The 25874-nt window shown below is 43.3% G+C and carries 27 protein-coding genes; 10 read left to right on the forward strand and 17 right to left on the reverse strand.

The features are described 5' to 3' along the window. Positions 1–142: 142 nt before the first annotated feature. The 5 genes from accA to dnaE all read right to left on the reverse strand — a co-directional run bounded on the left by accA (position 143) and on the right by dnaE (position 7612). The gene (accA, locus tag DYI25_RS12170) at positions 143–1120 is read right to left on the reverse strand and encodes an acetyl-CoA carboxylase carboxyl transferase subunit alpha (protein WP_213369053.1); all 978 of its coding nucleotides are present in this window, start codon (positions 1118–1120) and stop codon (positions 143–145) included. Further along, positions 1105–1983, reverse strand: coding sequence for an acetyl-CoA carboxylase, carboxyltransferase subunit beta (gene accD, locus DYI25_RS12175; RefSeq protein ID WP_213369054.1), 879 nt, complete (start codon positions 1981–1983; stop codon positions 1105–1107). Before accD ends, accA begins: the two co-directional genes overlap by 16 nt. A 174-nt stretch (positions 1984–2157) precedes the next feature. Next, complete coding sequence (locus DYI25_RS12180) at positions 2158–2721, reverse strand: GntR family transcriptional regulator (protein WP_249745434.1); 564 nt, start codon at positions 2719–2721, stop codon at positions 2158–2160. A 67-nt stretch (positions 2722–2788) separates the two neighbouring features. After that, positions 2789–4027: an NAD(P)-dependent malic enzyme gene (locus DYI25_RS12185; RefSeq protein ID WP_213369056.1), complete on the reverse strand. Its 1239-nt coding sequence runs from the start codon at positions 4025–4027 to the stop codon at positions 2789–2791. Positions 4028–4261: 234 nt separating this feature from the next. Next, positions 4262–7612 (reverse strand): DNA polymerase III subunit alpha, encoded by a 3351-nt coding sequence (dnaE, locus tag DYI25_RS12190; protein ID WP_213369057.1) that lies wholly within the window; start codon positions 7610–7612, stop codon positions 4262–4264. Positions 7613–7778: 166 nt separating this feature from the next. On the opposite strand from dnaE, the gene DYI25_RS12195 reads away from it, so the two are divergent. The 3 genes from DYI25_RS12195 (at position 7779) to DYI25_RS12205 (ending at position 9363) form a co-directional block, all read left to right on the forward strand. Continuing rightward, positions 7779–8108, forward strand: a complete 330-nt coding sequence (locus tag DYI25_RS12195) for a YtrH family sporulation protein (RefSeq protein WP_213369058.1) — start codon at positions 7779–7781, stop codon at positions 8106–8108. 1 nt (position 8109) lies between these two features. Next, positions 8110–8613: a sporulation membrane protein YtrI gene (gene ytrI / locus DYI25_RS12200; RefSeq protein WP_213369060.1), complete on the forward strand. Its 504-nt coding sequence runs from the start codon at positions 8110–8112 to the stop codon at positions 8611–8613. A gap of 426 nt (positions 8614–9039) precedes the next feature. Further along, the gene (locus DYI25_RS12205) at positions 9040–9363 is read left to right on the forward strand and encodes a hypothetical protein (RefSeq protein ID WP_213369062.1); all 324 of its coding nucleotides are present in this window, start codon (positions 9040–9042) and stop codon (positions 9361–9363) included. 61 nt (positions 9364–9424) lie between these two features. Here DYI25_RS12205 and DYI25_RS12210 read toward each other — a convergent pair whose 3' ends face one another. Then, positions 9425–10360, reverse strand: a complete 936-nt coding sequence (locus tag DYI25_RS12210; protein ID WP_213369064.1) for a DHH family phosphoesterase — start codon at positions 10358–10360, stop codon at positions 9425–9427. Positions 10361–10736: 376 nt separating this feature from the next. Between DYI25_RS12210 and DYI25_RS12215 the strand changes: the two genes are divergently transcribed. Continuing rightward, on the forward strand, positions 10737–11033 hold the full coding sequence (locus DYI25_RS12215) for a YtpI family protein (RefSeq protein WP_213369066.1): 297 nt from the start codon (positions 10737–10739) through the stop codon (positions 11031–11033). Between the two features lie 54 nt (positions 11034–11087). Here the strand turns inward: DYI25_RS12215 and DYI25_RS12220 are convergent, their stop codons facing one another. The 3 genes from DYI25_RS12220 to DYI25_RS12230 form a co-directional block, all read right to left on the reverse strand. After that, entirely contained in the window at positions 11088–12407 is a 1320-nt protein-coding gene (locus DYI25_RS12220) for a CBS domain-containing protein (RefSeq protein WP_213369067.1), read from the reverse strand. A gap of 406 nt (positions 12408–12813) precedes the next feature. Then, the gene (locus DYI25_RS12225) at positions 12814–13062 is read right to left on the reverse strand and encodes a hypothetical protein (RefSeq protein WP_213369068.1); all 249 of its coding nucleotides are present in this window, start codon (positions 13060–13062) and stop codon (positions 12814–12816) included. A gap of 106 nt (positions 13063–13168) precedes the next feature. Then, positions 13169–13849 carry a metal-dependent hydrolase gene (locus DYI25_RS12230; RefSeq protein WP_213369069.1) on the reverse strand — a complete coding sequence of 227 codons (681 nt, stop codon included), beginning with the start codon at positions 13847–13849 and terminating at the stop codon, positions 13169–13171. A 163-nt stretch (positions 13850–14012) separates the two neighbouring features. On the opposite strand from DYI25_RS12230, the gene DYI25_RS12235 reads away from it, so the two are divergent. Further along, the gene (locus DYI25_RS12235) at positions 14013–15110 is read left to right on the forward strand and encodes a M24 family metallopeptidase (protein WP_213369070.1); all 1098 of its coding nucleotides are present in this window, start codon (positions 14013–14015) and stop codon (positions 15108–15110) included. 201 nt (positions 15111–15311) lie between these two features. On the opposite strand, the gene queF is transcribed toward DYI25_RS12235, so the two are convergent. Then, positions 15312–15809, reverse strand: coding sequence for a preQ(1) synthase (gene queF / locus DYI25_RS12240; RefSeq protein ID WP_213369072.1), 498 nt, complete (start codon positions 15807–15809; stop codon positions 15312–15314). Positions 15810–16219: 410 nt separating this feature from the next. Here queF and deoC point away from each other — a divergent pair, with 410 nt between their 5' ends. From deoC to DYI25_RS12255, 3 genes are all read left to right on the forward strand, one after another. Then, entirely contained in the window at positions 16220–16894 is a 675-nt protein-coding gene (gene deoC / locus DYI25_RS12245) for a deoxyribose-phosphate aldolase (protein ID WP_213369074.1), read from the forward strand. A gap of 253 nt (positions 16895–17147) precedes the next feature. Continuing rightward, entirely contained in the window at positions 17148–17570 is a 423-nt protein-coding gene (locus DYI25_RS12250) for a cytidine deaminase (protein WP_213369076.1), read from the forward strand. A gap of 136 nt (positions 17571–17706) precedes the next feature. Then, positions 17707–18321 (forward strand): AmiS/UreI family transporter, encoded by a 615-nt coding sequence (locus tag DYI25_RS12255; protein WP_213369582.1) that lies wholly within the window; start codon positions 17707–17709, stop codon positions 18319–18321. Positions 18322–18375: 54 nt separating this feature from the next. Here DYI25_RS12255 and DYI25_RS12260 read toward each other — a convergent pair whose 3' ends face one another. From DYI25_RS12260 to DYI25_RS12270, 3 genes are all read right to left on the reverse strand, one after another. After that, on the reverse strand, positions 18376–19305 hold the full coding sequence (locus DYI25_RS12260; protein WP_213369077.1) for a manganese-dependent inorganic pyrophosphatase: 930 nt from the start codon (positions 19303–19305) through the stop codon (positions 18376–18378). A 166-nt stretch (positions 19306–19471) separates the two neighbouring features. Further along, the gene (gene ald / locus DYI25_RS12265) at positions 19472–20593 is read right to left on the reverse strand and encodes an alanine dehydrogenase (protein WP_213369078.1); all 1122 of its coding nucleotides are present in this window, start codon (positions 20591–20593) and stop codon (positions 19472–19474) included. A 334-nt stretch (positions 20594–20927) separates the two neighbouring features. Further along, positions 20928–21083, reverse strand: coding sequence for a hypothetical protein (locus tag DYI25_RS12270; protein WP_213369079.1), 156 nt, complete (start codon positions 21081–21083; stop codon positions 20928–20930). Between the two features lie 105 nt (positions 21084–21188). Between DYI25_RS12270 and DYI25_RS12275 the strand changes: the two genes are divergently transcribed. Next, positions 21189–21638: a universal stress protein gene (locus DYI25_RS12275; RefSeq protein ID WP_213369080.1), complete on the forward strand. Its 450-nt coding sequence runs from the start codon at positions 21189–21191 to the stop codon at positions 21636–21638. Positions 21639–21711: 73 nt separating this feature from the next. On the opposite strand, the gene argH is transcribed toward DYI25_RS12275, so the two are convergent. Together argH and DYI25_RS12285 are read right to left on the reverse strand one after the other, a co-directional pair. Then, a complete protein-coding gene (argH, locus tag DYI25_RS12280; protein WP_213369081.1) occupies positions 21712–23082 on the reverse strand; it encodes an argininosuccinate lyase in 1371 nt (456 codons plus the stop codon). Further along, positions 23079–24284, reverse strand: a complete 1206-nt coding sequence (locus tag DYI25_RS12285) for an argininosuccinate synthase (protein WP_213369083.1) — start codon at positions 24282–24284, stop codon at positions 23079–23081. The genes argH and DYI25_RS12285 overlap by 4 nt, the downstream gene beginning before the upstream one ends. Before the next feature lie 203 nt (positions 24285–24487). Here DYI25_RS12285 and DYI25_RS12290 point away from each other — a divergent pair, with 203 nt between their 5' ends. Then, entirely contained in the window at positions 24488–24805 is a 318-nt protein-coding gene (locus tag DYI25_RS12290; protein ID WP_213369085.1) for a hypothetical protein, read from the forward strand. A gap of 39 nt (positions 24806–24844) precedes the next feature. Here the strand turns inward: DYI25_RS12290 and DYI25_RS12295 are convergent, their stop codons facing one another. Next, complete coding sequence (locus DYI25_RS12295; protein ID WP_213369087.1) at positions 24845–25027, reverse strand: hypothetical protein; 183 nt, start codon at positions 25025–25027, stop codon at positions 24845–24847. Beyond that, positions 25024–25389, reverse strand: coding sequence for a GNAT family N-acetyltransferase (locus tag DYI25_RS12300; RefSeq protein WP_342032498.1), 366 nt, complete (start codon positions 25387–25389; stop codon positions 25024–25026). The genes DYI25_RS12295 and DYI25_RS12300 overlap by 4 nt, the downstream gene beginning before the upstream one ends. Positions 25390–25874: the final 485 nt, after the last annotated feature.

A 25874-nucleotide genomic window follows, 5' to 3' on the forward strand; every position in this document is an offset into this window, starting at 1 on the left:
TATCATGGCCATCTCCACTTTAGGTGAAGGAATAGCCTTCTATGTATTCCAAAACACGGTATACATGTTAGTGTGAAAAACAACCTCAATGCGTAAAATAGCGTGTTTATCCCAAAAAATAAAACGTGCGGTTGCGCACGTTTTATTTTACCCCTATAAATTCAGTTGGAAACGAAAACTCTCCAATTCGTTTATATTTTTCATAGCGCTGGCTCAGCAGTGTATCTTCATCAAGGACAAGCAGTTCCGACATCGAATCTTTTAAAACTTTATCCATATACTTTGCCTGCTGCTTTAGATCTTTATGTGCCCCGCCCTTTACTTCGGGAATGATTTCATCAATGATCCCAAGTCCTTTAAGGTCTGGTGCTGTAATCTTCATCGTTTCGGCCGCTTTTTTTGCCAAAGAAGAATCTTTCCAAAGAATAGCCGCTGCGCCTTCAGGTGAGATAACTGAGTACGTGGAGTTTTCCAGCATATGAATGTAATTGCCGACTCCAAGTGCCAGTGCTCCACCACTCCCGCCTTCACCGATGACGACACAAATTACAGGAACCTTCAGCCCTGCCATCTCGAACAGATTTCTGGCAATCGCCTCACTCTGTCCCCGCTCTTCTGCAGCTTTTCCAGGGTAAGCCCCCTTCGTATCGATGAAGCAAATGATCGGACGCCTGAATTTTTCAGCTTGCTTCATCAAACGCAAAGCTTTCCTGTAACCTTCAGGATGTGGCATGCCAAAATTCCTGCGGATATTTTCCTTTGTATCTTTTCCACGCTGATGGCCTATGACTGTCACGGGATAGCCGTGGAACTTGGCGATACCGCCAACAATTGCTTCATCATCTCCATATGACCTGTCACCGTGACATTCGAAGAAATCGGTGAATAGCAAAGAGATATATTCAAGTGTAGTCGGGCGATTAGGATGGCGGGCAATCTGCACCCTGTCCCACGGTTTCATGTTCTCGTATATTTCAGATTCAAGCTTTTGGAGCCTTGCTTCGAGTTTATCTATTTCAGAAGTGAGATCTACATCCGTATTCTTGGTGAATTCCTTTAGCTCACTAATTTTTTTCCTTAATTCCAATATCGGTTTCTCAAATTCTAGTTCTCCTGCCATTCGAATGTCCCTCCTGGCTGATGGATTTCAAGTATTCTCGCGACTTGATCTTTTAAGTCTGTTCTCGAGATTACAGCATCAAGCTGTCCGTGCTTCAGCAAGAATTCCGATGTCTGGAAGTCTTCCGGCAGCTCTTCACGGATTGTTTGTTCAATGATCCTGCGTCCTGCGAAGCCAATTAAAGCTCCGGGTTCTGCAAGATTGTAGTCCCCAAGCGATGCAAAACTCGCTGAAACTCCACCTGTTGTCGGGTGAGTCATGATTGAGATGATCAACCCGCCATTATCACTGAACCTTTTCAAAGCGACGCTTGTTTTCGCCATTTGCATCAAACTCAGGACACCTTCTTGCATCCTTGCACCGCCTGATGCGGTAAAAATAATGAAAGGAATTGACAATTCATCGGCCTTTTCGATTGCCCTCGTAATTTTTTCCCCTACGACAGACCCCATACTTCCCATCCGGTAAGTAGCATCCATTATTGCAATCGAGACATCATACCCGTTCACACTGCCCAGGCCGGTAACTACTGCCTCATTCAAGCCTGTTTTTTCCCGATCCTTTTCAAGCTTTTCCACATAGCCTGGGAAACCGAGTGGATTGCCTGATACCATCTCTCGGTCCAACTCACTGAAACTGCCAGCATCCAAAAAGCTTTTGATCCGTTCAGCTGAATTCATCTGATGGTGGTAACCGCACTGGAGACACACCTTGCAATTTTTATTCAGTTCTTTCGTATACATGATTTTCTTGCAGTTCGGGCATTTAGTCATGATTCCTTCAGGAACATCCTGCTTCGCTGCTTCAGAAGGAATTGTCGCGTACTTCTTCTTTTTCGTTTTCGTAAAAAGTTCCTTAAGCAAGTTATAACCCCCTCCGAATAATACTGGTTGTTTTGTAATATCCTAAATTTAGGAATAAAGCACTAGGTGGCCAGACCACTATTTCAAAAAAGAAAGAGAGGCTGCCCTCCAGGCATCATAGGCATGTCCACAAGTATATAACATCCTTTCTTCAAAAGATGTTACTTCATGTCGTCATTCTGTCGACATTTTCCGCAGCATGCGATACCTTTCCAGGATCAGGTCTCCTCTTTTTGTTTCAAGCGAGTCTACCAGTTTGTGATAATCTTCTTTTTCAGCCGGTGATACTTTCAGCTGAAGCGCATTATAATAATCATTCAATATATACCAAATTCGATAAAAAAGATGATTGTCAGCATGTTCGGCAATTTTCCTGAAAAATTCCTCGTCCTCAAAATTATGGTCATCTATCCAGACCTTTAATCTTCCGATTTCATCTTCCTGAAACTTTTCAGCAGCCAGGTTAAGACAATCGACCTCAATCATATTTTTCGTTTCTATCACATCAAATTTAGCTTTTTCATCCTGCAGGATAAAGGTGCTTAATAATTGGACAAGCTGATTGCCTCGGAAGTCCCTGATAAACGTTCCTTCTCCTCTTCTCGTCTCGATTAGGCCGAGAAGCTCAAGGGCACGCAATGCCTCGCGAACGGAGGAGCGCCCGGCATTCAGGCGCTCTGAAAGCTCACGTTCGGATGGAATTTTATCTCCTGGCTTTAAGCCGTCTTTATTAATCATTTCCCTTAGCTGCCTGACGATTTCCACATATACTTTTGTGTTTTTTTCAGGCTGTGCCACTAAGAGATCACTCACCTTTTCCAATTAATGCAAGACGCATAGTACGTTCTTTGACTTCTTCCGGATCCACTTTAATGCGCGCGACTCCTGTTTCCATCGCTGCATTCGCAACAGCCGCCGCAACAGCAGGTGCTACACGCGGGTCAAATGGACCAGGAATGACGTAATCACTCGAAAGCTCGGACTCCTCAATCAGGCTTGCGATCGCGTCAACAGCAGCCACCTTCATCTTTTCATTAATATGGGTAGCCCTGGCATCCAATGCACCGCGGAAGATTCCCGGGAATGCAAGTACATTATTCACCTGGTTAGGGAAATCGGATCTGCCTGTACCTATTACTGCCGCTCCTGCTGCCTTGGCTTCCTCAGGCATGATTTCCGGCACCGGATTTGCCATCGCAAAAATAATCGGGTCATTATTCATCGTTTGGACCATTTCAGAAGTCAATGCTCCAGCGACGGAAACTCCGATGAACACATCCGCGCCCTTGATGGCATCCGAAAGGGATCCTTCAACGTTGTCACGGTTCGTGAATTTAGCAACTTCGTCCTTGATTGCATTCATGCCGTTAGGGCGTCCTTCATAGATCGCTCCCTTCGTATCGCACATGATTATGTCACGGACTCCGTATGAATATAAAAGCTTAATAATTGCAATTCCCGCAGCTCCAGCTCCGTTTGCAACCACTTTAATTTCGTTCATTTTTTTGCCGACGATTTTCAGCGCATTCACGAGACCTGCCACTGTTACTATCGCAGTTCCATGTTGATCATCGTGGAATACCGGGATATTCGTTTCTTTTTTCAAACGTTCTTCTACAGCGAAGCAGTTTGGCGCTGCGATATCTTCGAGGTTGACTCCACCGAATGTCGGCTCAAGCAGTTTTACAGTTTCAACAATTTTATCAACATCTGTTGTATTCAAACAGATTGGAAACGCGTCGACACCAGCAAAGCTCTTAAAAAGGACAGCTTTTCCTTCCATTACTGGAAGCGCGGCTTCAGGACCGATATTTCCAAGACCCAAAACTGCTGTTCCATCAGATACGACCGCTACCATATTGCCCTTCATTGTATAATCATAAACGGTTTCTGGCTTATCATATATTTCCTTGCAAGGCTCCGCCACACCAGGAGAATAAGCAAGACTCAGATCTCTTGCATTCCTTACAGGTACTTTTGATTTTGATTCTAATTTTCCTTTGTTTACACGGTGCATGTGCAAAGCTTCTTCACGTAAAGTCACTCAGGTCCACTCCTTAGTTATAGGCTTTCTTCGCCAAAGATCGTCGCTTTCGTCCCACTCACTGTCGGCTCATTAACTAATTCGTTAACAGCGCGAACGAGGATGACAGAATTTCTTCCAGAAGTGACAATAACTTACGAAAAAATACCTGGTTATAGAAAAAGTTGCCTACTTCAGTGGTCTGACCACACATATCCTTTTCCAATATAACACATCTATTATACTTGTAAAGAACTAATTTTTCAGGACGACATTAGTGTCACCCAATACCTTCTTTAAATCTCCCATACTTCCCTGTTCTGCGTTAACACTGAACTCGCTCGGCAGCAGCAGTGATTTCTCGGTTTCTTCGTTATAAACGATTACCGGAACAGCACCATGATGTTTTTTCAATAAAGCTTTGACTTCGTTCATCTTGCCAGTACTGTCTGTTCCCCTGGAAATCCGCAAATATAATACCGGTTTTTTTTCTGCTTCTTTATCAAGGTCGAGCACTTGTTGCACGATAAATTGGCTCTTCCCCTCTCTTTCATCGAACTTTCCTTCTAACAGCGCCATTTTCCCCTGGCCCAATACATTCCCATACTGCTTATATACAGATGGGAATATGACAGCATCCGTTTCCCCGCTTGCATCGCTAATGGTGAGGAAGGCCATTGCTTCTCCTTTTTTCGTCCGGATTTTCTTTTCCTCAGTGATATAGACTCCAAGCCTTACTTTGCTGCCCGGAGATTTTGAGGCAATCTTTTTAACACCGGCTGTCTTGAATTCCTTTTCATAAATCGAAGCAGGGTGCTTGGATAAATAGACTCCGAGTACGTCCTTTTCCAGGCTGAGCTTGTCTTCAATCCGCATCGGGTCGACCTGGGTATACTTTGGCTTCAAGGAAAACTCTGCTTCAGCGAACATATCAATCTGGCCGGAGTCATCAGGAGCCACAAGCTGTGCGTGTTCAATCGCAACATCAACAGTGGCTAAAAGAACAGCGCGGTCCTGGCCGAATTCATCGAAGGCCCCTGAATAAATCAATGCTTCGAGCACTTTTCTTGAGGCAGCCTTTTGAGGCACCCGGATACAAAAATCGAATATATCCTTAAATGGCTGGTTTCGTCTCGCCTGGAATATTTCCTTGAGAGAGGCGATTCCTACTCCTTTGATTCCTGCGAGGCTGTACCGGACCGCGTCCCCCTCTGGCTGAAAGCTGAAAGCACTTCTGTTGATCGATGGAGGAAGAAGTTTGATTTCCATTTGCTGCAGTTCTCTTGCATACTGTGCGATTTTCACATCATTGCCAATTGCCGAAGTAAGCAGCTCAGCCATAAAGTAAAGCGGAAAATGAGCTTTTAGGTACGCCAACTGGTAGGCAATCATGCTGTATGCAACCGCATGGCTGCGGTTAAAGCCGTAGTTAGCAAATCGGACAATCAAATCATAGATTAAATTCGCTGTTTGCGTGTCATATCCTTTCTTTATAGCCCCATTCACAAAATGTTCACGTTCCTGGGCAAGGACTTCCTTCTTCTTCTTTGAAACGGCTCTCCGCAGCAAGTCCGCTTCACCCAAGGAAAAGCCGGCCATTTGTGATGCAATCTGCATGATTTGCTCCTGGTAAACGATTACCCCATATGTATCCCGGAGGATCGGTTCGAGGTCCTTATGATAATAGTCTATAGGCTGTCTTCCATGCTTGCGGTCAATGAACAGCGGAATATTTTCCATCGGGCCTGGACGGTAAAGCGCGTTGACTGCAACAATATCTTCAAACCTTGTTGGTTCCAGCCTCGTCAGTACCTTTCTCATTCCTTCAGATTCCAGCTGGAAAATACCGGTCGTCTCTCCCCTTCCAAGCATCTTGAAAGTGTCTTTATCTTCAACCGGAATATCATGAATGCCCAGCTTGCGCCTTGTTTTCTGCTGGATGGAATGAAGGATCGAATCTATTAAAGTCAGATTCCTTAATCCAAGGAAATCCATCTTCAACAGACCTATTTCTTCAAGATGGTCCATTGAATATTGGGTCAGGAATACTTTTGACTGACCGGATTGGATCGGCACGACATTAGTAAGTGGCAATTCGCTGATTACTACACCCGCAGCGTGTGTGGAAGTATGCCGCGGCAAACCTTCAAGCTTGATTGCCGTTTCAAGGATTCTCTTATTCTTGGAGGATTCTTCAATGAAATCCCTTAACCCAGCAGATTCCTTGATCGCATCTTTCAGGGTGATGCCAAGCTTCGATGGAACGAGCCTTGAAAGCCGTTCGAGCTCCTTCGCGTTCAAGCCGAAAACGCGGCCAACATCCCTTACTGCAGCCTTCGCAGCAAGGGTTCCAAAAGTTGCAATCTGTGCTACATGTAGCTCGCCATATTTGGATGCGACATATTCAATAACCTCATCCCTGCGATTATCCGGGAAGTCGATATCGATATCAGGCATCGAAATACGTTCGGGATTCAAGAACCTTTCGAAGAGAAGATTATGTTCAATCGGGTCGGCATCGGTTATGTACAATACATAAGAAACGATTGAACCAGCCGCCGAACCACGTCCCGGTCCTATCAGGATTCCCCTTTCCCTGGAGTATTTTATGAAATCCCACACAATCAGGAAGTAATCGCTGAAGTTCATTTTTTTAATAATTGACAGTTCATATTTCAGTCTGTCTATATGTTTTGGGGACGGATTCCCATAACGCTTTTCAAGTCCCTGAAAGCACAGTTCTTCGAGCATCCCATCTGCATTTTTCCCTGGCTCTACAGGGAACTTTGGTAGATGCCTTGTTTCAAAGTCAAGCATGACATTGCAATTCTCCGCTATATTCAGCGTATTCTCCAATGCTTCAGGATACTCTGAGAACAGCTCGCCGATTTCTTTTGCTGGCTTTAGGTAAAATTCGCTGCTGCCCAGCTTTTCACGGGCATCATCCTGGAGTTTCTCACCATTCCTGATTGCCAGCAGGCACTCCTGGGCAAATGAATCTTCTTTTTCCAGATAATGCACCTGGTTGGAGGCAGCCAGTGGCGTGTTGGTTTCCGTTCCCAACCTTGCCAGCTGTTCGACTAACTCCTTTTGCCCGGGAAGGCCCTGGTCCTGAATAGATAGGTAAAAGTTATCCCTGCCAAAGATTTGCTTGTATAAATCCACTGTCTGCAGTGCTTTCTCTCTTTCACTGTTTGTTAAAAAATATTCTATTTCTCCCTGGGTCCCAGGAGTTATCGCAAATAAGCCTGAAGCATAATGCTTAAGCCATTTCACCGGTATTCCCTCGGGTGATTTCGTCTGTACAGCACTTGAAATCTTGATCAGGTTCTGGAATCCCTCATTGTTTTTCGCGAGAAGCACAAGCGGAAAGGATTCGTGTTCCAATGTTGGGCTGACAACGTCAACAGTCAGGCCCAGCAGAGGTTTGATCGAGTTCCTCAGGCATTCTTTATAAAATGCGACCGTTCCGTACATTACATTGCGGTCCGTCAGTGCGAGTGCTGAAAATCCTTTTGCCCTGGCATCGCGGACGAGCTGCTCTACTGTCGCCGTACTCGTGAGCAAGCTGTATGCACTATAGACATGAAGGTGAATAAATGGCATTTCTCTCACACCCTTAAAGGTTCTTCTTCTTTCATTATAGGCTTTTAAGGTAAAAAAAGAAAATATGTTCTCCTTTTGTTCAAGGAAGTTTAAACATATTAAATGCAGATTGTCCATATGATGAATTACGAGGAAAAAATCGATTTTTTATTGAAGGGTGTTTACTATGAACCAGCCATTTATCCCGGGTTTATTTGAAGCGTACTTTATTGCACTTGGTGTTTTGCTTGGCGGCTCTTTGATAGGAGGATTGGCCGCTTTTTTAACAGGCCAACCCTTAATGACGGAAATCGCCCGTTTTTCCGGCTCCATCAGGATCTGGGCCATCATCGCTGCGATTGGCGGAACATTTGATACAGTTTACAGCTTTGAAAAAGGGCTGTTAGACGGAGAAACAAAAGATATTTTCAAACAGTTTTTATTGATCCTGACTGCTATGGGCGGTGCTCAAACTGGTGCTCTGCTCATTGACTGGCTTACACAGGAGCATATTTAAAATGAGAATCCCCCCTTATTACCGCAGGCCTGATTGGCAGAGATTTTTTTCAGGTGTAGCAGTTGGTGCACTAGTTAGCTGGATATTGTTTTTATACATTAATGGTGCTTGGATGGAAAAGCATGCAAAAAAAATTGAGCAACAGAAAGATGAGATCACCGACCTGAAAAGCGATATCCAAATCTGGATGGCGGATTATGAAGAACTAAACAAAAAAAACCAGCAAAAACTGACTGTCCAGGAAATCAAGGTGAAAATCGTCAATGACAAAAAGTATAAACAGCTCGATACGCTGAGCATTTTCGAAATAGAGGAGGAGACCAAGGGACAGTTGAACATGCTTCTTGCCAAGGATCTGGATTCGGTTTTTAAAAGCAGGGATTTGATCACCAGAGTGATAGAAAACAAATCCATCAAGGTGAATGACAAGCGCTATAAACTGAAAATCAAGTCAATGGTCATCTATACTTCTGTCAGCATCCAGGTGGAGATAAGCCTTGATTGATTTGACCGTTGGTGTTGTTGCATTAATTAGGGGAGAACATCGGAAAGCTTTCGATTAAGGTCTTTATTTTGACAGCTTTGGAGCGTTCTACATGGAAGCTGTCACGATTCCGGGGTTATTTTGACAGCTTTGAAGCGTTCTACATGAAAGCTGTCACGATTCCGGGGTTATTTTGACAGCTTTGGAGCGTTCTACATGAAAGCTGTCACGATTCCGGGGTTATTTTGACAGCTTTGGAGCGTTCTGCATGAAAGCTGTCACGATTCCGAGGTTATTTTGACAGCTTTGGAGTGTTCTGCATGGAAGCTGTCTAAAACCTCCAAGAAAACATAGGGAATTCCCTCCAGTTGCCATCAGTTTGTGTGACTCCTGATAATACCGGGAAATATAAAAAGAAATTCGAAGGTATAGACTGGAGGGATCCATATGACGTTTAACAATGGAGCAGGAAATAGCGGCAGTGGTGTCGGGGGCGGTGTCTTCCCTGCGTACGCCATGAATAACCGTGACCGAGAAAACCAGGTGAAATTAACTGAGGACCAGTATGATGTATATGTGAATGATGATTTTATCGGTAAAAAAAGCCTTAAAAATCAAGGTGAAAATCTTTCAGACATCGATGATTTCTTAAAGCTGCAAGGAATCAATGATTTTACATCTTCCCTTGACGGTGACCACTACAAGATCATGAGCGATGGGTCGAATGCGGAAATCGCAGATGCATTAAATGTTTATTTTCATAATAGATAAATGAAATTAGTAAGGTGCGCTTCAGTATTGAAACGCACCTTACTTTTTGCTGATTGACGTTTTATTCCTGGCAGGCATGAATTAAGTCATCAAGAACTTTATCGACATCGTCCCATGAATAGATGGATGCTCCAGCAGCCAATGGATGGCCTCCGCCATTGTAATTCCTGGCGATCGTGTTGATCACAGGACCTTTGGAACGGAGGCGTACCCTGATTTGATCTTCTTCCTCAATGAAGAAAACCCAGGCCTTGATTCCCCTGACATTCCCCAGTTCACTGACAAGCAATGATGCTTCAGATGGCTTGACCGAATACTGGTCAAGCAGTTCCCGTTTCATCACAACCTTGGCGGCACCATTTTCCAGCAGCTCGAAATTCTGAAGGATGTACCCATTCAACTTCACCACATTAGGAGCCAGTTCATACATTCTGTCATACAGCTCGGTACGCGAGAAGTTATAGTGGATCAATTCCCCCGCGTAGGCAAATGTTTTATTTGTCGTGCTTGGATACAGGAAGCGGCCAGTGTCGCCAACAATTCCGGCGTACAGCAATCTGGCTGCCTCGTCAGACATCTTCAGGCCCCTATCCTTGAAAGTAAGATAAAATTCATAAATCATTTCACTGGTAGAGCTCGCAGAAGTATCTACCCATTGCAGGTCTCCATAAGGGTCTTCATTCGGATGATGGTCAATCTTCACAAACTGCTCCCCTAAGCGATAACGTTCATCGCAAATTCGCTCAGCATTCGCAGTGTCACAGACAATGACTAGCGCACCTTTAAAAGTATCGTCCGATATAGAATCAAGCCTTCTCAAGTAATTAAGCGATGGCTCCTCTGTGCCGACAGTGAAAATATTCTTTTCCGGATATGAAGCCCTCAGGATTTCAGCCAACCCTCCTTGTGAACCGTAAGCATCAGGATCCGGTCTCACATGGCGATGGATAATAATCGTTTCATAATTTTCAATAGCTTCAAGTATTTGCTCTTTCATTAAAATGCTCCTTCACCTTTTTCATATCTTAATTATGAACATATTTTTTGGAAAAGAAAAGCAGGAAGACATTTTGCGTGGATTGTTTAGCTGGAAAAAAAGCGCGTTTTTTTCCAGTTTGCGAATAAACGGGAGGTTTTTGCGAATGAATTCTATTTTTTACTAATAAAACTATTTTTTTGCGAATAAATCCAATTTTCCGCGAATAAATTCTATTTTTCACGAATAAACAATAGGTGAGTACGAATTAACTCCATCTCACATTACACTCCATAACACCACAACCTATGCATTGGGCCAATGCATAGACTACTGTATGGCATTCTGCCTAAATTAACGGTAAAATAGGAGTGATTCTGAATTTGGAGGAAATGCAATGCCTATTTTAGTATTATTGATTGTTCTTTCATTTGTCTTTTATATCTTTTACAAAATCAAATATGTTCGCAGTAAGCGCCCAGCTGAGCGAAAATGGCTTTCGGCCAAGTCCAGCATTGCTCTAGGATTGTTCGTGGCACTGTTTGGTATCAATCAACTGTTCCTTTTCCAGACTACTGTCACATATATCGTGGGTGTTATTTTCATTGTTATTGGTTCATTGAGCGTCTGGGGCGGAATTAAAGCATATAAATTCTACCTTCCGCAAGCTGCCAAGGAAGCGCAGGAAAATTAAGCACAACAAAGCCGATCCGGTTAAGGATCGGCTTTATTTTATCCATCAATCAATTTAGTGTCTGTCGATTAGCTGACACATCATCATGGCCTTCCCTACCAGAACTCCGTCATTGAAGGCTTCGATATCGACCTTCCCGAACTTCCTTCCTACCTCGAGAACCTTCGGATAAATCTCTATTACACTGTCAATCTGCACAGGCTTCATAAAATAGATCGTCATATTCTCGACAACCAAATCGCCTTTTTTATATCCCCGCAGCACACGGTTCGCGGCTTCTGTGACGATTGTCGTAAACACGCCATATGAAACCGTCCCAAGGTGGTTCGTCATCTGCGGAGTCACCTGGCAGCGGAAAATGTCTTCATCCTTTGTTTTCCCTTTTGATAGGACCAGCTGGTTTGTAACTGTATCATCAAGCGTCTCCCCTACCTGTGGCTGGCGCTGGATCATTTGAAGAGCTTTCAATACATCCTGTCTGCTGACAATGCCTTGAAGCCTGTTGGCATCATCCACAACCGGCAGTACTTCAATGCCTTCCCACACCATCATGTGGGCAGATGAAGCGACACTCGTCGATCCGCTTACTGTCATGGGATTCTTTGTCATGATTTTCTCAATTAATGTATCCTGTTCATGTCCCATTACGTCTTTCGATGTGATCATCCCGATTACTTTCATATTCTGGTCCACTACTGGAAAGCGGCTGTGCATTGTTTCATCCTTGTGTCGGTACCAATCTGATACCCGGTCATTAGCCTTAAGGAAAATCGTTTCAGTAACCGGTGTAAGAATATCCTCCACAAGAATAATTTCTTTTTTTATCAACTGATCGTAAATTGCACGGTTGATCATTGTCGCTACTGTAAAAGTATCATAACTGCTGGAAATAATCGGCAGCTGCAGCTCATCTGCCAGCTTTTTTACATGGTCTTCCGTATCAAAGCCCCCGGTGACTAAAACAGCTGCCCCTGCCCTTAACGCATGCTCATGCGCTTTGTCTCGGTTCCCGACAATCAGCAGGTTGCCCGCTCCCGTATAACGCATCATCGCTTCGAGCTTCATGGCCCCGATGACAAATTTATTTAATGTTTTATGAAGTCCGGCTCGGCCGCCCAGTACTTGTCCATCGACGATATTGACAACTTCGGCAAAAGTAAGCTTTTCAATGTTCTCTTTCTTTTTCCGTTCAATCCTGATGGTGCCGACTCGTTCAATCGTGCTGACATACCCTTTATTCTCAGCATCTTTTATTGCTCTGTATGCAGTCCCTTCGCTTACGTTAAGCGCCTTGGCGATTTGGCGTACCGATATCTTTTCTCCTATTGGCAATTCATCTATATATTGAAGTATTTGTTCATGCTTAGTTGCCAAGACTTTCACCCTTTTTAATAATTTTCCGTACAAAGTAGTTCTATCCATTATCATTATAAGGTTTTAAAGGGTTGGATTCAATTTAATTAGGGTTCAAGAGTTTTTTATCGCAAAATGCGTTTTTTTATAAAAGGTTCTGTTAAATTAGGCTGTTGATTTCCGTTCCAGGCGCTTCGCTTTCCGCGGGGCGTGCGGTGAGGCTCCTCAGCGCTAAAAGTGCTTGTGGGGTCTCACCTGTCCCGCTGATCCCGCAGGACATTGATTGACTTCCTCGAACTTGCCCACGCACGATGTAAATGCGTTAGCATTTTTGGAGGAGTCTGCGCGCCTTCCACTACAATCAACAGGATTTAAAAACAACAATTAGCTTTCACAGCCTATATAAAAGAAAAACTGGCTGATCCACTCAGCCAGTATAAACACGTGATTTTCTTTTTTGGTTGATTTCCAATCCCCTGCTGGCAGTCCGGCCACGTTTTTTTGGAGTGTATAAAAAGGCTGCCAGATTCCCTGCAAACACTAACAAAGCCAGGAAAAGCCACGAACCGGCAAACAAAGCTTCTTTACCTCCAACCTGGAAGTTAAGCTCTGGCATCGCTATGTAAAGCATCACGCCGCATAACAGCAGGTATAGCAAGTATCGATTTTTCTTCATTTTCCCCCTCCTACAGGTTGTCTTACATTATATCTATGCTTCCAGAGCTAAAAAAAGCATGTTAAAAAGAAAAAGCTGCACAACTTTTTGTGCAGCTTGGTGACGGTTACAGCTCGATTGCCTCTCCAACTTCAAGGACGGTGCCTTTGTTTTTCTTAAGCATTTTTACAAAAGCATGTGGATCCTGCTTGATTGGCGGGAACGTATTGAAGTGAATCGGCACTACTTCCTTGGCATTCAGGAATTCTGCCGCTAATGCAGCATCTTCTGGTCCCATCGTAAAATTATCACCGATCGGCAGGAATGCAAGATCAATCGGATGCCTCTCGCCAATCAACTTCATGTCAGAAAATAAGCCTGTATCACCCGCATGGAAGACGGTTTTGCCTTCTGCCATGAACAGAATTCCTGCTGGCATTCCACCATAAATGATTTCATTGTTTTCAGTGACCATGCCAGTGCCATGAAATGCTGGCGTCATTTTTACTTTGCCAAAATCAAATTCATAAGCACCTCCGATGGACATACCATGAGTGTTCAAGCCCTTCCAGCTTAAATATGTAGCAACTTCAAAGTTGGCGATTACAAGTGAGTCATGCTTTTGAGCCAGCTCCACCGTATCCCCCAGATGGTCCCCGTGGGCATGGGTCAGGATGATGACATCCGGCTTCACATCCTCCACCTTCAAATCAGTTAGGTCATTACCAGTGATAAATGGGTCAATCAAGATTGTCTTCCCATTTGTTTCGATTTTAACAACAGAATGGCCGTGATAAGATACTTTCATATTATCGCTCCTTTCAATCATCAATTAGATATTTCAACGTTACTTGCTTATCTCCTGCTTCATTTTTCTGTTTACCCACAAAACCTGGCCTTTAAAAGTTTTACTTTTCAACCGTGAATTGCTACTCTCATAGTGTGATGTACATATCAGAGGAGGAATTTCTATGACTGAAAGATTGGCTGCATTATCAGGTTGGATGAAGGACAATAGTGTCGATGTCACTTTTGTTACATCTCCTGACAATGTATTTTACCTGAGCGGATTTTTAAGCGATCCTCACGAAAGACTGCTCGCTGTTGCTGTATTCCAGGATGCTGAACCATTCATGATTTGCCCGGCGATGGATAAAGAAAATGCGAAAAACGCGGGATGGGGACTTGAAATCATCGGCTACAGCGATACGGATGATTCTATGGAGTTGGCATACAATGCAATTAAAAAGCGCGTTCCTTCCATCAAGAAAACAGCCATCGAGAAGGAACAACTTAATGTAGAGCGCTATGAAAAAATGGCTGGCCTTTTTGGCGGATCTGAATTTGTTTCAGCAGAAGAAAAACTTCGCCTAATGCGCATAGTAAAAACCGAAGAGGAATTGCAGAAGCTAAGAAAAGCGTGTGAGCTAGCTGATTTTGCCATCCAAACAGGAGTTAACGAAATTCAAGAAGGCAAAACCGAGCTTGATGTACTTGCAGCGATTGAATATGAACTGAAGAAAAAAGGCGTTACAGAGATGTCGTTTTCAACGATGGTCCTTACTGGTAAAAATGCAGCGGCTCCACATGGTACACCAGGCCTGACAAAAATCAAAAAAGGTGACCTCGTCTTGTTCGACCTTGGTGTTGTGATGGATGGTTACTGCTCGGATATCACAAGGACCGTTGCTTACGGTGAGATTAATAAACAGCAGGAAGAAATTTATAACACCGTATTAAAAGCACAGCTGAAAGCTCTTGATACTGCACGAGCTGGTGTTGCATGCTCCGAGGTTGACCTTGCTGCACGCAATGTGATTGAAGAAGCCGGATACGGGGATTACTTCCCTCACCGCCTCGGACACGGACTTGGTGTCAGCGTACACGAGTATCCATCATTGACAAGCACTAATCCTTTATTAATGGAAAAAGGAATGGTGTTCACTGCCGAGCCGGGAATTTATGTACCAGGCGTGGCAGGTGTAAGAATTGAAGATGATGTGGTCATTACCGAGGATGGAATCGAAATTTTAACAAAATTCCCTAAAGAATTGGTATTTGTATCGTAAAATGAAGAGCAAAATCGCCTGGATTTCGGATTCAGGCAGTTTGCTTTTTTCAAATACAGCGAGAACTTTGTTTTTATAGCGAAAATCTTTCAGTTATAGCGATAAAGATTTTTTTATAGCGAAATATTCATTTTTATAGCGAACTGTAAATTCCGAGTGATTTTTTCCAATTTAAAAAGAGCAGCCTCGGCTGCTCTTTTTTTAGCGATTATCCACTTTTTCAGGATACATATCATGGTTCATCATCCGGTAATCAGCCATTTCTTCGTACTTAGTACCAGGCTTGCCATAGTTAGTATACGGATCGATTGAAATTCCGCCTCTTGGCGTGAATTTGCCCCAAACCTCAATATATCGAGGGTCCATTAGCTTGATCAAGTCGTTCATGATGATGTTCATGCAATCTTCATGGAAATCACCGTGGTTCCTGAAGCTGAAAAGATAAAGTTTCAGCGATTTGCTTTCGACCATCAACTTGTCCGGAATGTAGCTGATATAAATGGATGCAAAATCAGGCTGGCCTGTGATCGGGCATAGACTTGTGAATTCCGGTGTGTTGAATTTCACAAAGTAATCGCGGTACGGATGTTTATTTTCAAAAGTTTCAAGGATATCAGGGCTGTATTCAAACAAGTATTTTGTCCCCTGATTGCCAAGCAATGTCAAATCTTCCAATTCCTCGTTTTTTCTTCCAGCCATTTTAAAAGCCTCCTATTATAATTGCAAACGCTTTTTGAGGCCCAGGAACCCTGCTTATCAAATAAAAAACCACATCCTCTGGGATATGGTTGAAATAATCAAAGCCATAGTTTTTTATAGAGGGTGTCCGCTATGAACCTCTCCCGCGATTGCAGGATAATTTATTCGTTTTTATATAGCAACTATAATGAAATACGATTTCAAAGTCAAAAGAAAATTTTTGAAAAGAAATATGACAAATTCATGTACTTCCATAATTTATTTTTACATTTGTTCACGAGGTTATTTACATATGTTCACCTACCTGCTATATTATTTATGTAAGTAACACATAATAAATCTGTGCGATATATTTTCTTTGTTATGAAAGCGTTTCAACATAATTTTTTTACGGAAAGGGTTTGAATTTAATGACAAAAGATTTAGCAGGTATGATTGACCACACATTACTTAAAGCAAATGCAACCGAAGCAGAGGTTGTAAAACTAGCTGAGGAAGCAAAAGAATATAAATTTGCTTCTGTTTGCGTTAACCCGACATGGGTAAAGAAGGCTGCTGAAATCCTTAAAGATGCTGAAGGTGTTGAAGTATGTACAGTTATCGGCTTCCCTCTTGGAGCTTCAACTCCTGAAGTAAAAGCATTCGAAACTACAAATGCAATCGAAAATGGTGCCACTGAAGTGGACATGGTCATCAATATCGGCGCATTGAAAGACAAGCAGTATGACTTGGTTGAAAAGGATATCAAAGCGGTAGTTGACGCAGCAAAAGGCAAAGCATTGACTAAAGTCATCATCGAGACTTGCCTTCTTACTGATGAAGAAAAAGAAATGGCTTGCAAGCTATCTGTAAAAGCAGGAGCAGATTTTGTAAAGACATCCACTGGATTCTCAACAGGCGGCGCAACTGTAGAAGACATCGCTTTAATGAGAAAAACAGTCGGCCCTGATGTGGGTGTAAAAGCTTCCGGCGGAGTAAGAAGCCTTGAGGATGCTCAAAGCATGATCGAAGCTGGTGCTACAAGAATTGGCGCAAGTTCTGGCGTGGCAATCGTAAACGGCCTGACATCTGACTCTTCATACTAAGAAAAGCGTAAGCGCCTTGCTCAGCCCCGACATGCGCTGCCCGCCTTAAAACGCCACGTACTGTGGCTGGCGGGTCTAGCACATTGTGAGCCACGGAGGGCCGACCGGTGAAGTTGTTCTTTGACTTCATTGGGCGGACCGAAGCGACTCGAGCTGCTCAAAGAAGCCTTCTCAGGGATGAAAACTGGCTAGGCGCTGGAGCTGGACAATTCTCGAAGTGAATACTAATAAAGATGGGAATGGGGAATGGACGATGGATAAAAACACGCTTGTTGAAAAAGCAATTGAAGCAAGAAGCAAAGCATACGTTCCATATTCTAAGTTTCAGGTTGGCGCTGCAATCGTTACAAGCAATGATCAAGTTTATCTAGGCTGTAATATCGAAAATGCCTCGTATGGCCTGACGAATTGTGCTGAAAGAACCGCAATTTTTAAGGCTGTATCCGAAGGTGATACAGAAATCAAGGCGATTGCAGTCGTAGGGGATACTGATGGTCCTATTTCTCCATGCGGTGCCTGCCGCCAGGTTATTGCAGAATTTGCAACTGACGATACAAAAATTTACCTTGCAAACATTAATGGCGATGTGAAGGAAACAACAATTGATGAAATCCTTCCTGGTTATTTCACATCCAAGGATATGGATAAGGTAGATATGTCCAAAAAGATGGATTAAGCTATATTATTAAAAAGTTAACAAATGGGCAATTCCTTTATTCTGAATGGATGATGGAATTGCTCTTTCTTATTCGACAGTTTTTAGCTTGATAAAGGAGGTTAGAGCCGACCGCTCAATCTGGCCGGCATACATCATGGGAGACGCAGGTTTATTATTATCAGGCGCTGCACTTTTCCTGAACAGCTTAATGCTCTTAGGAAGAGCAAACACGAAAAGCGTGGCAGTATTCAACTTATTCATCGGGGCAATGCAGGTCATTGTGCCATTCTATTTGATAATCGCATCTGATCAAAGCAACTGGACGATCTATAGTCTTGCCAGCATTTTTCTGTTTGGCTTTACTTATTTATATGTAGGAATGACATTATTGAAAGATCTTGATGGCACCGGCCTTGGCTGGTACTCCCTTTGGGTTGCCGTCATTGCAATCATCTATGCATTCGTCGCTTACGTTCATTTCGAAGACATTGTCAGCACCCTTACATGGCTGATGTGGGCCTACCTTTGGTTCCTGTTCTTCCTGTCAATGGGAATGAACAAGCAAATAGATGCGTATATCGGCAAAGTAGCCATGGTACAATCCTGGCTGACTCTGACATTCCCGGCATTGCTGTCCATGACAGGCTTATGGAAAACGGAACAGGTCATCAATGCCTGGATATACTTCTCGATTGCCGCTTTTGTTTACTTTGCTTATATTACATTAAAGCTTAAGAAAGCATCTGCTCACACTGAGAAATTCGCTTAACTATCAAAAAAAACGTCCTGCCGATTTAATTTGGCAAGGACGGTTTTTTCGATTTTACTTCGCAAGTACGTTTGTCAAAACTGGAACGACCTGCTTCTTGCGCGAAACGACGCCTTTAAGTGTCGCTGTATTGTTTTCCAATGTAACGTTGAAAGCTTCTTCTACAGCTGTGGCTTTTTCACCAATCGCCAGTGCTGCAGAATCATTTGTTAAAATATCGGTGATAACCAACAAGAATAGACCAAGATTCTTTTCTGTCACTTTATTGATCAATGCTTCTTCAAGCTCTACTTTGCGCAAAAGAACATCATTGACATCAACTGTGTTTACCTGTGCGATTTCAACCTTGGAATCTCCCATCTGGAATTCCTTGGCGTCGAGGGAAATAAGTTCTTCGATTGTTTTGCTGCTAAGATCAGCACCAGCTTTTAGCATTTCAAGACCGTATTCTTCAGCGTCCACACCTGCGATTTCAGCCAATTCACGTGCTGCTGCCACATCTTGCTCAGTGCAAGTAGGAGACTTGAACAATAAAGAATCGGAAATGATAGCAGAAAGCATCAGGCCTGCGATATTTTTATCGATTTCCACATTGTTTTCCTTGTACATCTTATTCAAGATTGTTGCAGTGCAGCCCACTGGCTCAACTCGGAAGTATAACGGATCACTTGTCTCAAAATTAGCGACACGGTGATGGTCAATGACTTCCACAATCTGGACATCAGCAATATCATCGGCGCTCTGCTGGCGTTCATTGTGGTCAACCAGGATGACCTGGCCCACTTCTTCAGAAACCCTTCCAACAAGACGAGGCGCATCAGCCTTGAAGTGATCAAGCGCATATTGAGTTTCCCCATTAACCTGGCCCAAACGCACTGCTTCCGCATCGGCACCAAGCTTTTGCTTTAAGTTAGCATAGGCGATGGCAGAGCAGATTGTATCCGTATCAGGGTTTTTATGTCCAAAAACAAGTACTTTTTCCATGATGACACTCCTCAATAACAAATTATCACGGTCGTTCTGCTAGAGAACCCGTATATCCCATAAATAATATACGCTAAAATTGAATTATTTTAAACAGCTTTGTCCAAAATTAGCTATTTCACCGAAATAAAAAGATCCGGATTAGATGGCTCCGGATCTTGATGAATTAGATTTGCTCTAACAATGTTTTTGTTTCAGAGTAAACGAGGTTGTGTGCTTCAGCCACTGCCTGATAAGTAACGTAGCCATTAAGTGTGTTGATGCCCTTTAACAGTGCTTGATTGTCCAGGCAAGCCTGCTTGTAGCCTTTGTTTGCGATTTGTACAGCATATGGCACTGTTACATTAGTCAGCGCTATTGTGGATGTTCTAGGAACTGCACCTGGCATGTTCGCAACTGCGTAGTGAACAACTCCATGCCTTTCATAAGTTGGGTTGTCATGTGTCGTGATTCTATCAGTTGTTTCGAAAATTCCGCCCTGATCGATTGCGATATCGACAACGACTGACCCCGGGTTCATCGACTGGATCATTTCTTCTGTTACAAGCTTGGGAGCCTTCGCGCCTGGAATCAAAACTGCACCAATTACAAGGTCAGATGCTTTGACTGCCTCAGCAATGTTCAAAGGATTTGACATTAGAGTCGTAATGTCAGAACCGAAAATATCATCCAGCTGACGAAGACGGTCCGGGTTCAGGTCGATCATTGTAACCTGAGCGCCAAGTCCGACAGCCATTTTCGCTGCGTTCGTGCCTGCAACGCCACCACCGATAATTGTTACTTTTCCTCTTTGTACGCCTGGAACGCCTCCAAGAAGGATACCTTTCCCGCCATGAACCTTTTCAAGGAACTGTGCACCGATTTGTGTAGACATACGGCCAGCAACTTCACTCATAGGTGTAAGTAATGGAAGAGAGCCGTTAGCCAGCTGTACAGTTTCATATGCGATGCCGACAACCTTGTTCTCAATTAGAGCCTTTGTCAGCTCTGGTTCTGGAGCCAGGTGTAAATATGTAAATAGAATCAAGCCTTCACGGAAATAACCGTATTCTTCTGCAAGAGGTTCTTTAACCTTCATGACCATATCCTGTGCCCATGCTTCTTGTGCACTTTCAACGATTAGCGCTCCGGCAGCTTTGTAGTCCTCGTCTGTAAAACTTGAGCCAATTCCAGCTCCTGTTTCGATATAAACCTCGTGTCCGAAGTTCACAAGGTTAACTACTCCTGCAGGCGTCATAGCCACACGGTTTTCATTGTTTTTTATCTCTTTAGGTACACCGATACGCATTATTGCATACCTCCTATAATAATAATTGCCCTACCATTTCAACCCTGCCACCACTATATCATTTTTTCAATTTATGATATAGGAAAAATAGAACAAAGACACTGGGATGAAAACACTTTCATTTTAGTAGAAAAAAAGGCTTTTGGCAAAACAATTCTTACAAAACTCCCTAAAATATACTATTCTGTATATTTTTAATTTTAAAGAAAGTATAAAAGGCTTGCTAAGAGCAATGATTCTTAGCAAGCCACCTCTTTCCATTTAGCCAGTTTTTTTAAAATAAGGGGTTGTAAGTACGCGTTTGAAAAAGCAAGTTTCTTTGCGAAAACAGTTTCTATCTATTTTCTTCGTTGTTTTCTACTGCTGATTTCATCTGTTCCTGCGGGACTACTCCGCTGTTGTATGAATCCATGATTTGCTGGCTTACCTGCATGACACCTTGATCATCATAATCATAAAATGACCGCCCTTGCTGTTCCCTTTTGTCCATATGACTTCCTCCTTCAATATGATGCTTGCATCTATAGTTTTCGTTGGATTGTCACAGCTATACCAAGGAAACTGTTGTATAATATAGGTAAAGGAGGCGAGAACTATGGCACTTTATTATAAGAATATTTTAGTTGCCGTTGATGGTTCTAAACAAGCAGCATGGGCTTTTAAAAAAGCCATTGAGATCGCAAAAAGAAACGACGCGAGTCTTGTCATGACCCACATAATCGATTTACGCACCTTTGCTACGGTTGAGGCATATGACCGCACCATCTCAGAGCGTGCGACCCAGTTTGCTACAGAGTTGATGGAAAGCTACAAACAGCAGGCACTCGAAGCTGGTATCAAAGACGTAGAGTATGACATCGATTATGGTTCACCAAAGGTCAAGATTGCGAAAGATGTTGCGAAAAAATACAACGCCGACCTGATCATTTGCGGAGCAACAGGAATGAACGCAGTGGAACGCTTCTTTATCGGAAGTGTCTCCGAGCATATCACCCGCTATGCATCATGTGATGTCCTGGTTGTCCGGACTGACAAAGAAAATTAAGCTTACTAACCATACAAAAAGCACGCAGCATTGAAATGCTGCGTGCTTTCTCTATTAATTCGAGAATAGCCATTTATAGTGATGTTTTTGCTTTTTCGATTTGGAGTTTTACCTGTGAAAAACCTGTGCCTCCAGCGCTGTTACGTCTTTCCACGACGTTATAAGGATTCAATGCCTCGTAAATATTTTGATCAAACAGCGGGTTCATGGATTTATATGCTTCTATTGGCAGGTCTGCAAGATAGCATCCTTTTTGAATGCATTCAAGGACAAGCTTTCCAACGATTTCATGTGCTTCACGGAAAGGTACTCCTTTCGCCGCCAGATAGTCAGCCAGCTCCGTTGCATTTGAAAAATCATTCTTGACCGATTTGGCCATCTTCTCCTCTTTCACCTTCATTGTACTGATCATGCCAGCGAATATTTTCAGGGAGCCCTTCACTGTTTTGACAGTATCAAACATCCCTTCTTTATCTTCCTGCATATCTTTGTTATATGCTAAAGGCAGTCCTTTCAATACCGTCAAGAGTCCCATCAGGCTTCCATAGACACGGCCTGTTTTACCGCGAATCAGTTCAGCCATATCCGGATTCTTCTTCTGCGGCATGATGCTGCTGCCGGTTGTAAATGCATCTGATAGCTCGATGAACTGGAACTCCTGGCTCGACCACAGTATGATCTCCTCACTCAAACGTGATAGATGCGTCATTAAAATAGAGCTGCCTGACAGGAACTCAAGAATAAAATCACGGTCACTTACAGCATCCAGGCTGTTTTCATATATGCCCTCAAACCCCAGAATTTCTGCTGTCATATGGCGGTCAATCGGAAAAGTAGTTCCTGCAAGCGCACCGGCACCAAGCGGTGATAGATTGATTCTTTTCATGCTATCTAGATAACGCTGTTTATCCCGGTCAAGCATCCAAAAGTAAGCCATCAGATGATGGGCAAATGAGATTGGCTGTGCTCTTTGCAAATGAGTATAGCCTGGCATCAGCGTCTCTATATTTTTTTCTGCCTGATGGACCAAGGTTCTTTGGAACTCAGTAATCAGCTCGATGATTTCGGATACCTGCTCTTTAAGATACAAATGCATATCCGTCGCAACCTGATCGTTCCTGCTCCTCGCCGTATGGAGCTTGCCGCCGGTTGGACCAATCAATTCCGTCAGGTGATGTTCCATGTTCAAATGGATATCCTCAAGCTTAGCTGAGTATTCCAGTTCACCTTTGACCGCTTTTTGCCTTAATTCTTTCAAACCTTGAATGATTACAGCCGCTTCACCCTCCGTAATCACTCCGCATTTCGCAAGCATTGTGGCATGGGCCATACTGCCGTCAATATCCTGCTCCGCTAGTTCCTGATCAAAGCCGATCGATGCCCCGAATTCATCGACCCATTCCTCAGCTGACCCGGTGAATCTGCCTCCCCATAATTTCTTCACACTGTCACCTTCTTGCCCTGGACCATGCTATGGACAACTGTTGGCAGTCCCCACAGATTGATGAATCCAACAGCAGCACTATGGTCGAATTCATCGTCCGCAGTGTAAGTGGCCAATTTTTCATTGTATAAAGAATACGGTGACTTTCTGCCTTCGATGATTGAATGGCCTTTGAATAGCTTGACTCGGACAGTACCAGTTACATGCTTCTGGGTTGATTTCAGGAACGCTGCCAGTGCTTCCTGAAGCGGCGAGAACCATAACCCTTCGTAAATCAATTCTGTCATCTTTTTCTCAATTACCGGTTTAAAATGAGCTACCTCTTTTACAAGCGTGATATCTTCAAGTTCCTTATGTGCTTTGATCAATGTCATCGCCGCTGGAGCTTCATACACTTCACGCGACTTGATGCCGACAAGACGGTTTTCCACGTGGTCAATCCTTCCGACACCATGCTTACCTGCAACAGCGTTAAGCTCTAGGATCAATTCTGAAAGTGGATATGCTTTGCCATCAATTGCTGTTGGTACACCTTCGACAAATTCAATCTCGATGATATCTGGTGTGTCCGGCGTGTCTTCCAGCTCAGCGGTCAATTCATAAGCTTCGACTGGCGGCGCCTGCCACGGATCCTCCAGAATGCCGCATTCATTGCTTCTTCCCCAAAGGTTCTGGTCGATTGAGAATGGACTGTCAAGATTGATTGGAATCGGGATGCCGTTATTTGCTGCATAAGCGATTTCTTCCTCACGTGACCATTTCCAGTCGCGAACCGGAGCAATCACCTTAAGATCTGGGTTCAATGCTTTGATTGATACCTCAAAACGTACCTGGTCATTTCCTTTTCCTGTGCAGCCATGCGCAACAGCAGTTGCACCTTCCATTTCAGCTATTTCTACTAGTTTCTTAGAAATCAATGGACGTGATAATGCAGATACCAGCGGATATTTCCCTTCATATAATGCATGGGCCTGGAGGGCGAATAGTGCATAATCATTGGCGAATTCTTCTTTGACATCCAAGACGTATGATTGGATAGCGCCGACCTTCAAAGCTTTTTCTTTTATGAACTCAAGATCTTTTCCTTCACCAACATCAAGGCAGCAAGCAATCACCGCGTAGCCCTGGTCCTTTAGCCATTTAATAGCAACAGATGTATCAAGCCCGCCAGAATAGGCAAGCACCAATTTATTTTCAGTCATTTTTTTATCTCCTTTTCAATGTGGATATTTATACATTTAAATAAATGTTTATTCATTGTTACTAAATTAACAGGTTTTACAGAACATTTCAAGTTGAAATTTTAGTTTTTTGGTAGGAAACTTCTGAGGGACTAGTGTAGAAGAGGAAATAAAAGTATAGTAGAATGAAATTAATGATTACCGGAATGGGGGCTCCTTTAGAAATGGAACAATATTTTCTTTTTAACAGCAGACTGGGCATACCCCTGCCTGACCTAAGAGAAAATTGGGAAGATTATGACCTTAATACACGGCACGCGATTCTCCTCCATTGGGAAAAAATTCGCGGCAGCATCCCTGACCGGATCGCAGAGCTTGAAAAAACAATCAACCTTAAGCAATCCCAGCTTTCCGATGAAAGCAACTTCATCCGTTCCTGTGAACTGAACAGTGAAATTGCTGAGCTGGCGTCAATCATCAATGACCTATGGCTCTGGTACCGCACCCAGCAGGAGATTTCATCGGAGAAAATGCATCGATAAACTTTTAATTGCATAAAAATAGCCTGGAGCTGCTCCAGGCTATTTTTGGTGTCCCTGCTTTCCATTTCTTTGCTTTCGGACAATATTTATTGCGCTAATGAGTAAAATAACACCCAGCACCCGAATCAGTCCATTTCCAATGGGACCTAACTGATGCACAGTACTGCCAATCAAAATACTTCCTACTACTGCAAAAATTAAGGCGATCACGAGTCTGATCATATTGCCCTCCCAATGATGACGTAAGGTTGTCCCTCATCATTAGGGTAAAAGGGCTCTTTTATGACGCCCCAGCCCAGGCTTTCATATAAACGACGGGCAGAGCCATTATCCAGTTGGGTTGTTAAAATCGCAGTCTTTTCTCCTGTGCCTTCAAGCAGGCGGTTTACCAGTTGCTTACCCAGCCCTTGATTCCTAAATGCAGGATCCACCCCCAATTCAACGAATTCAAAACAATCCACCAGCCATTTTTGATACTCTTCTGGGTTAAAAGCTTTTGATAGCAACCCATGATAATACTGTCCCGGTTGAGAAAAGTAACCATAAGCATAACCAGCCACTTCCCCCTGCTCGGAAATTGCCACAAAACCCCTGTAGCCCTTATAACCCTAATGCCTCACCACTCGATTGATGATGGATTGATCTTCCTGATTCCATACTTTTTGATATAAGATCGCTACCTGGCGCAATAACTCTTCATCTCTACTAATTTCTCTATACTCGAACATTTTTTAGGCCTCCCCCTGAACTGTTTGACAGCTATGCTTGTGATCAGCTCAAACGTGTCACGATTCCGTGGTTTTTTTGACAGCTTTGCTTGTGTTCGTTCCAAACCTGTCACGATTCCGTGGTTTTTTTGACAGCTTTCCTTGTGTTCGTTCCAAACCTGTCACGATTCCGTGGTTTTTTTGACAGCTATGCTTGTGTTCGTTCCAAACCTGTCACGATTCCGTGGTTTTTTTGACAGCTATGCTTGTGTTCGTTCCAAACCTGTCACGATTCCGTGGTTTTTTTGACAGCTTTGCTTGTGTTCAATCCAAACCTGTCACGATTTCGTGGTTTTTTTGAC

The sequence above is a fragment of the Mesobacillus boroniphilus genome, assembly GCF_018424685.1.
Taxonomy (GTDB): domain Bacteria; phylum Bacillota; class Bacilli; order Bacillales; family Cytobacillaceae; genus Mesobacillus; species Mesobacillus boroniphilus_A.

Excerpts from the sequence above, each read along its gene's own strand:
- accA (WP_213369053.1), bottom strand. The coding sequence starts at position 1,120 with ATGGCAGGAGAACTAGAATTTGAGAAACCGATATTGGAATTAAGGAAA.
- DYI25_RS12180 (WP_249745434.1), bottom strand. The coding sequence starts at position 2,721 with ATGATTAATAAAGACGGCTTAAAGCCAGGAGATAAAATTCCATCCGAA.
- dnaE (WP_213369057.1), bottom strand. The coding sequence starts at position 7,612 with ATGCCATTTATTCACCTTCATGTCTATAGTGCATACAGCTTGCTCACG.
- DYI25_RS12195 (WP_213369058.1), top strand. The coding sequence starts at position 7,779 with ATGAACCAGCCATTTATCCCGGGTTTATTTGAAGCGTACTTTATTGCA.
- ytrI (WP_213369060.1), top strand. The coding sequence starts at position 8,110 with ATGAGAATCCCCCCTTATTACCGCAGGCCTGATTGGCAGAGATTTTTT.
- DYI25_RS12205 (WP_213369062.1), top strand. The coding sequence starts at position 9,040 with ATGACGTTTAACAATGGAGCAGGAAATAGCGGCAGTGGTGTCGGGGGC.
- DYI25_RS12210 (WP_213369064.1), bottom strand. The coding sequence starts at position 10,360 with ATGAAAGAGCAAATACTTGAAGCTATTGAAAATTATGAAACGATTATT.
- DYI25_RS12215 (WP_213369066.1), top strand. The coding sequence starts at position 10,737 with ATGCCTATTTTAGTATTATTGATTGTTCTTTCATTTGTCTTTTATATC.
- DYI25_RS12225 (WP_213369068.1), bottom strand. The coding sequence starts at position 13,062 with ATGAAGAAAAATCGATACTTGCTATACCTGCTGTTATGCGGCGTGATG.
- DYI25_RS12230 (WP_213369069.1), bottom strand. The coding sequence starts at position 13,849 with ATGAAAGTATCTTATCACGGCCATTCTGTTGTTAAAATCGAAACAAAT.
- DYI25_RS12235 (WP_213369070.1), top strand. The coding sequence starts at position 14,013 with ATGACTGAAAGATTGGCTGCATTATCAGGTTGGATGAAGGACAATAGT.
- queF (WP_213369072.1), bottom strand. The coding sequence starts at position 15,809 with ATGGCTGGAAGAAAAAACGAGGAATTGGAAGATTTGACATTGCTTGGC.
- deoC (WP_213369074.1), top strand. The coding sequence starts at position 16,220 with ATGACAAAAGATTTAGCAGGTATGATTGACCACACATTACTTAAAGCA.
- DYI25_RS12250 (WP_213369076.1), top strand. The coding sequence starts at position 17,148 with ATGGATAAAAACACGCTTGTTGAAAAAGCAATTGAAGCAAGAAGCAAA.
- DYI25_RS12255 (WP_213369582.1), top strand. The coding sequence starts at position 17,707 with ATGGGAGACGCAGGTTTATTATTATCAGGCGCTGCACTTTTCCTGAAC.
- DYI25_RS12260 (WP_213369077.1), bottom strand. The coding sequence starts at position 19,305 with ATGGAAAAAGTACTTGTTTTTGGACATAAAAACCCTGATACGGATACA.
- ald (WP_213369078.1), bottom strand. The coding sequence starts at position 20,593 with ATGCGTATCGGTGTACCTAAAGAGATAAAAAACAATGAAAACCGTGTG.
- DYI25_RS12270 (WP_213369079.1), bottom strand. The coding sequence starts at position 21,083 with ATGGACAAAAGGGAACAGCAAGGGCGGTCATTTTATGATTATGATGAT.
- DYI25_RS12275 (WP_213369080.1), top strand. The coding sequence starts at position 21,189 with ATGGCACTTTATTATAAGAATATTTTAGTTGCCGTTGATGGTTCTAAA.
- DYI25_RS12285 (WP_213369083.1), bottom strand. The coding sequence starts at position 24,284 with ATGACTGAAAATAAATTGGTGCTTGCCTATTCTGGCGGGCTTGATACA.
- DYI25_RS12290 (WP_213369085.1), top strand. The coding sequence starts at position 24,488 with ATGGAACAATATTTTCTTTTTAACAGCAGACTGGGCATACCCCTGCCT.
- DYI25_RS12295 (WP_213369087.1), bottom strand. The coding sequence starts at position 25,027 with ATGATCAGACTCGTGATCGCCTTAATTTTTGCAGTAGTAGGAAGTATT.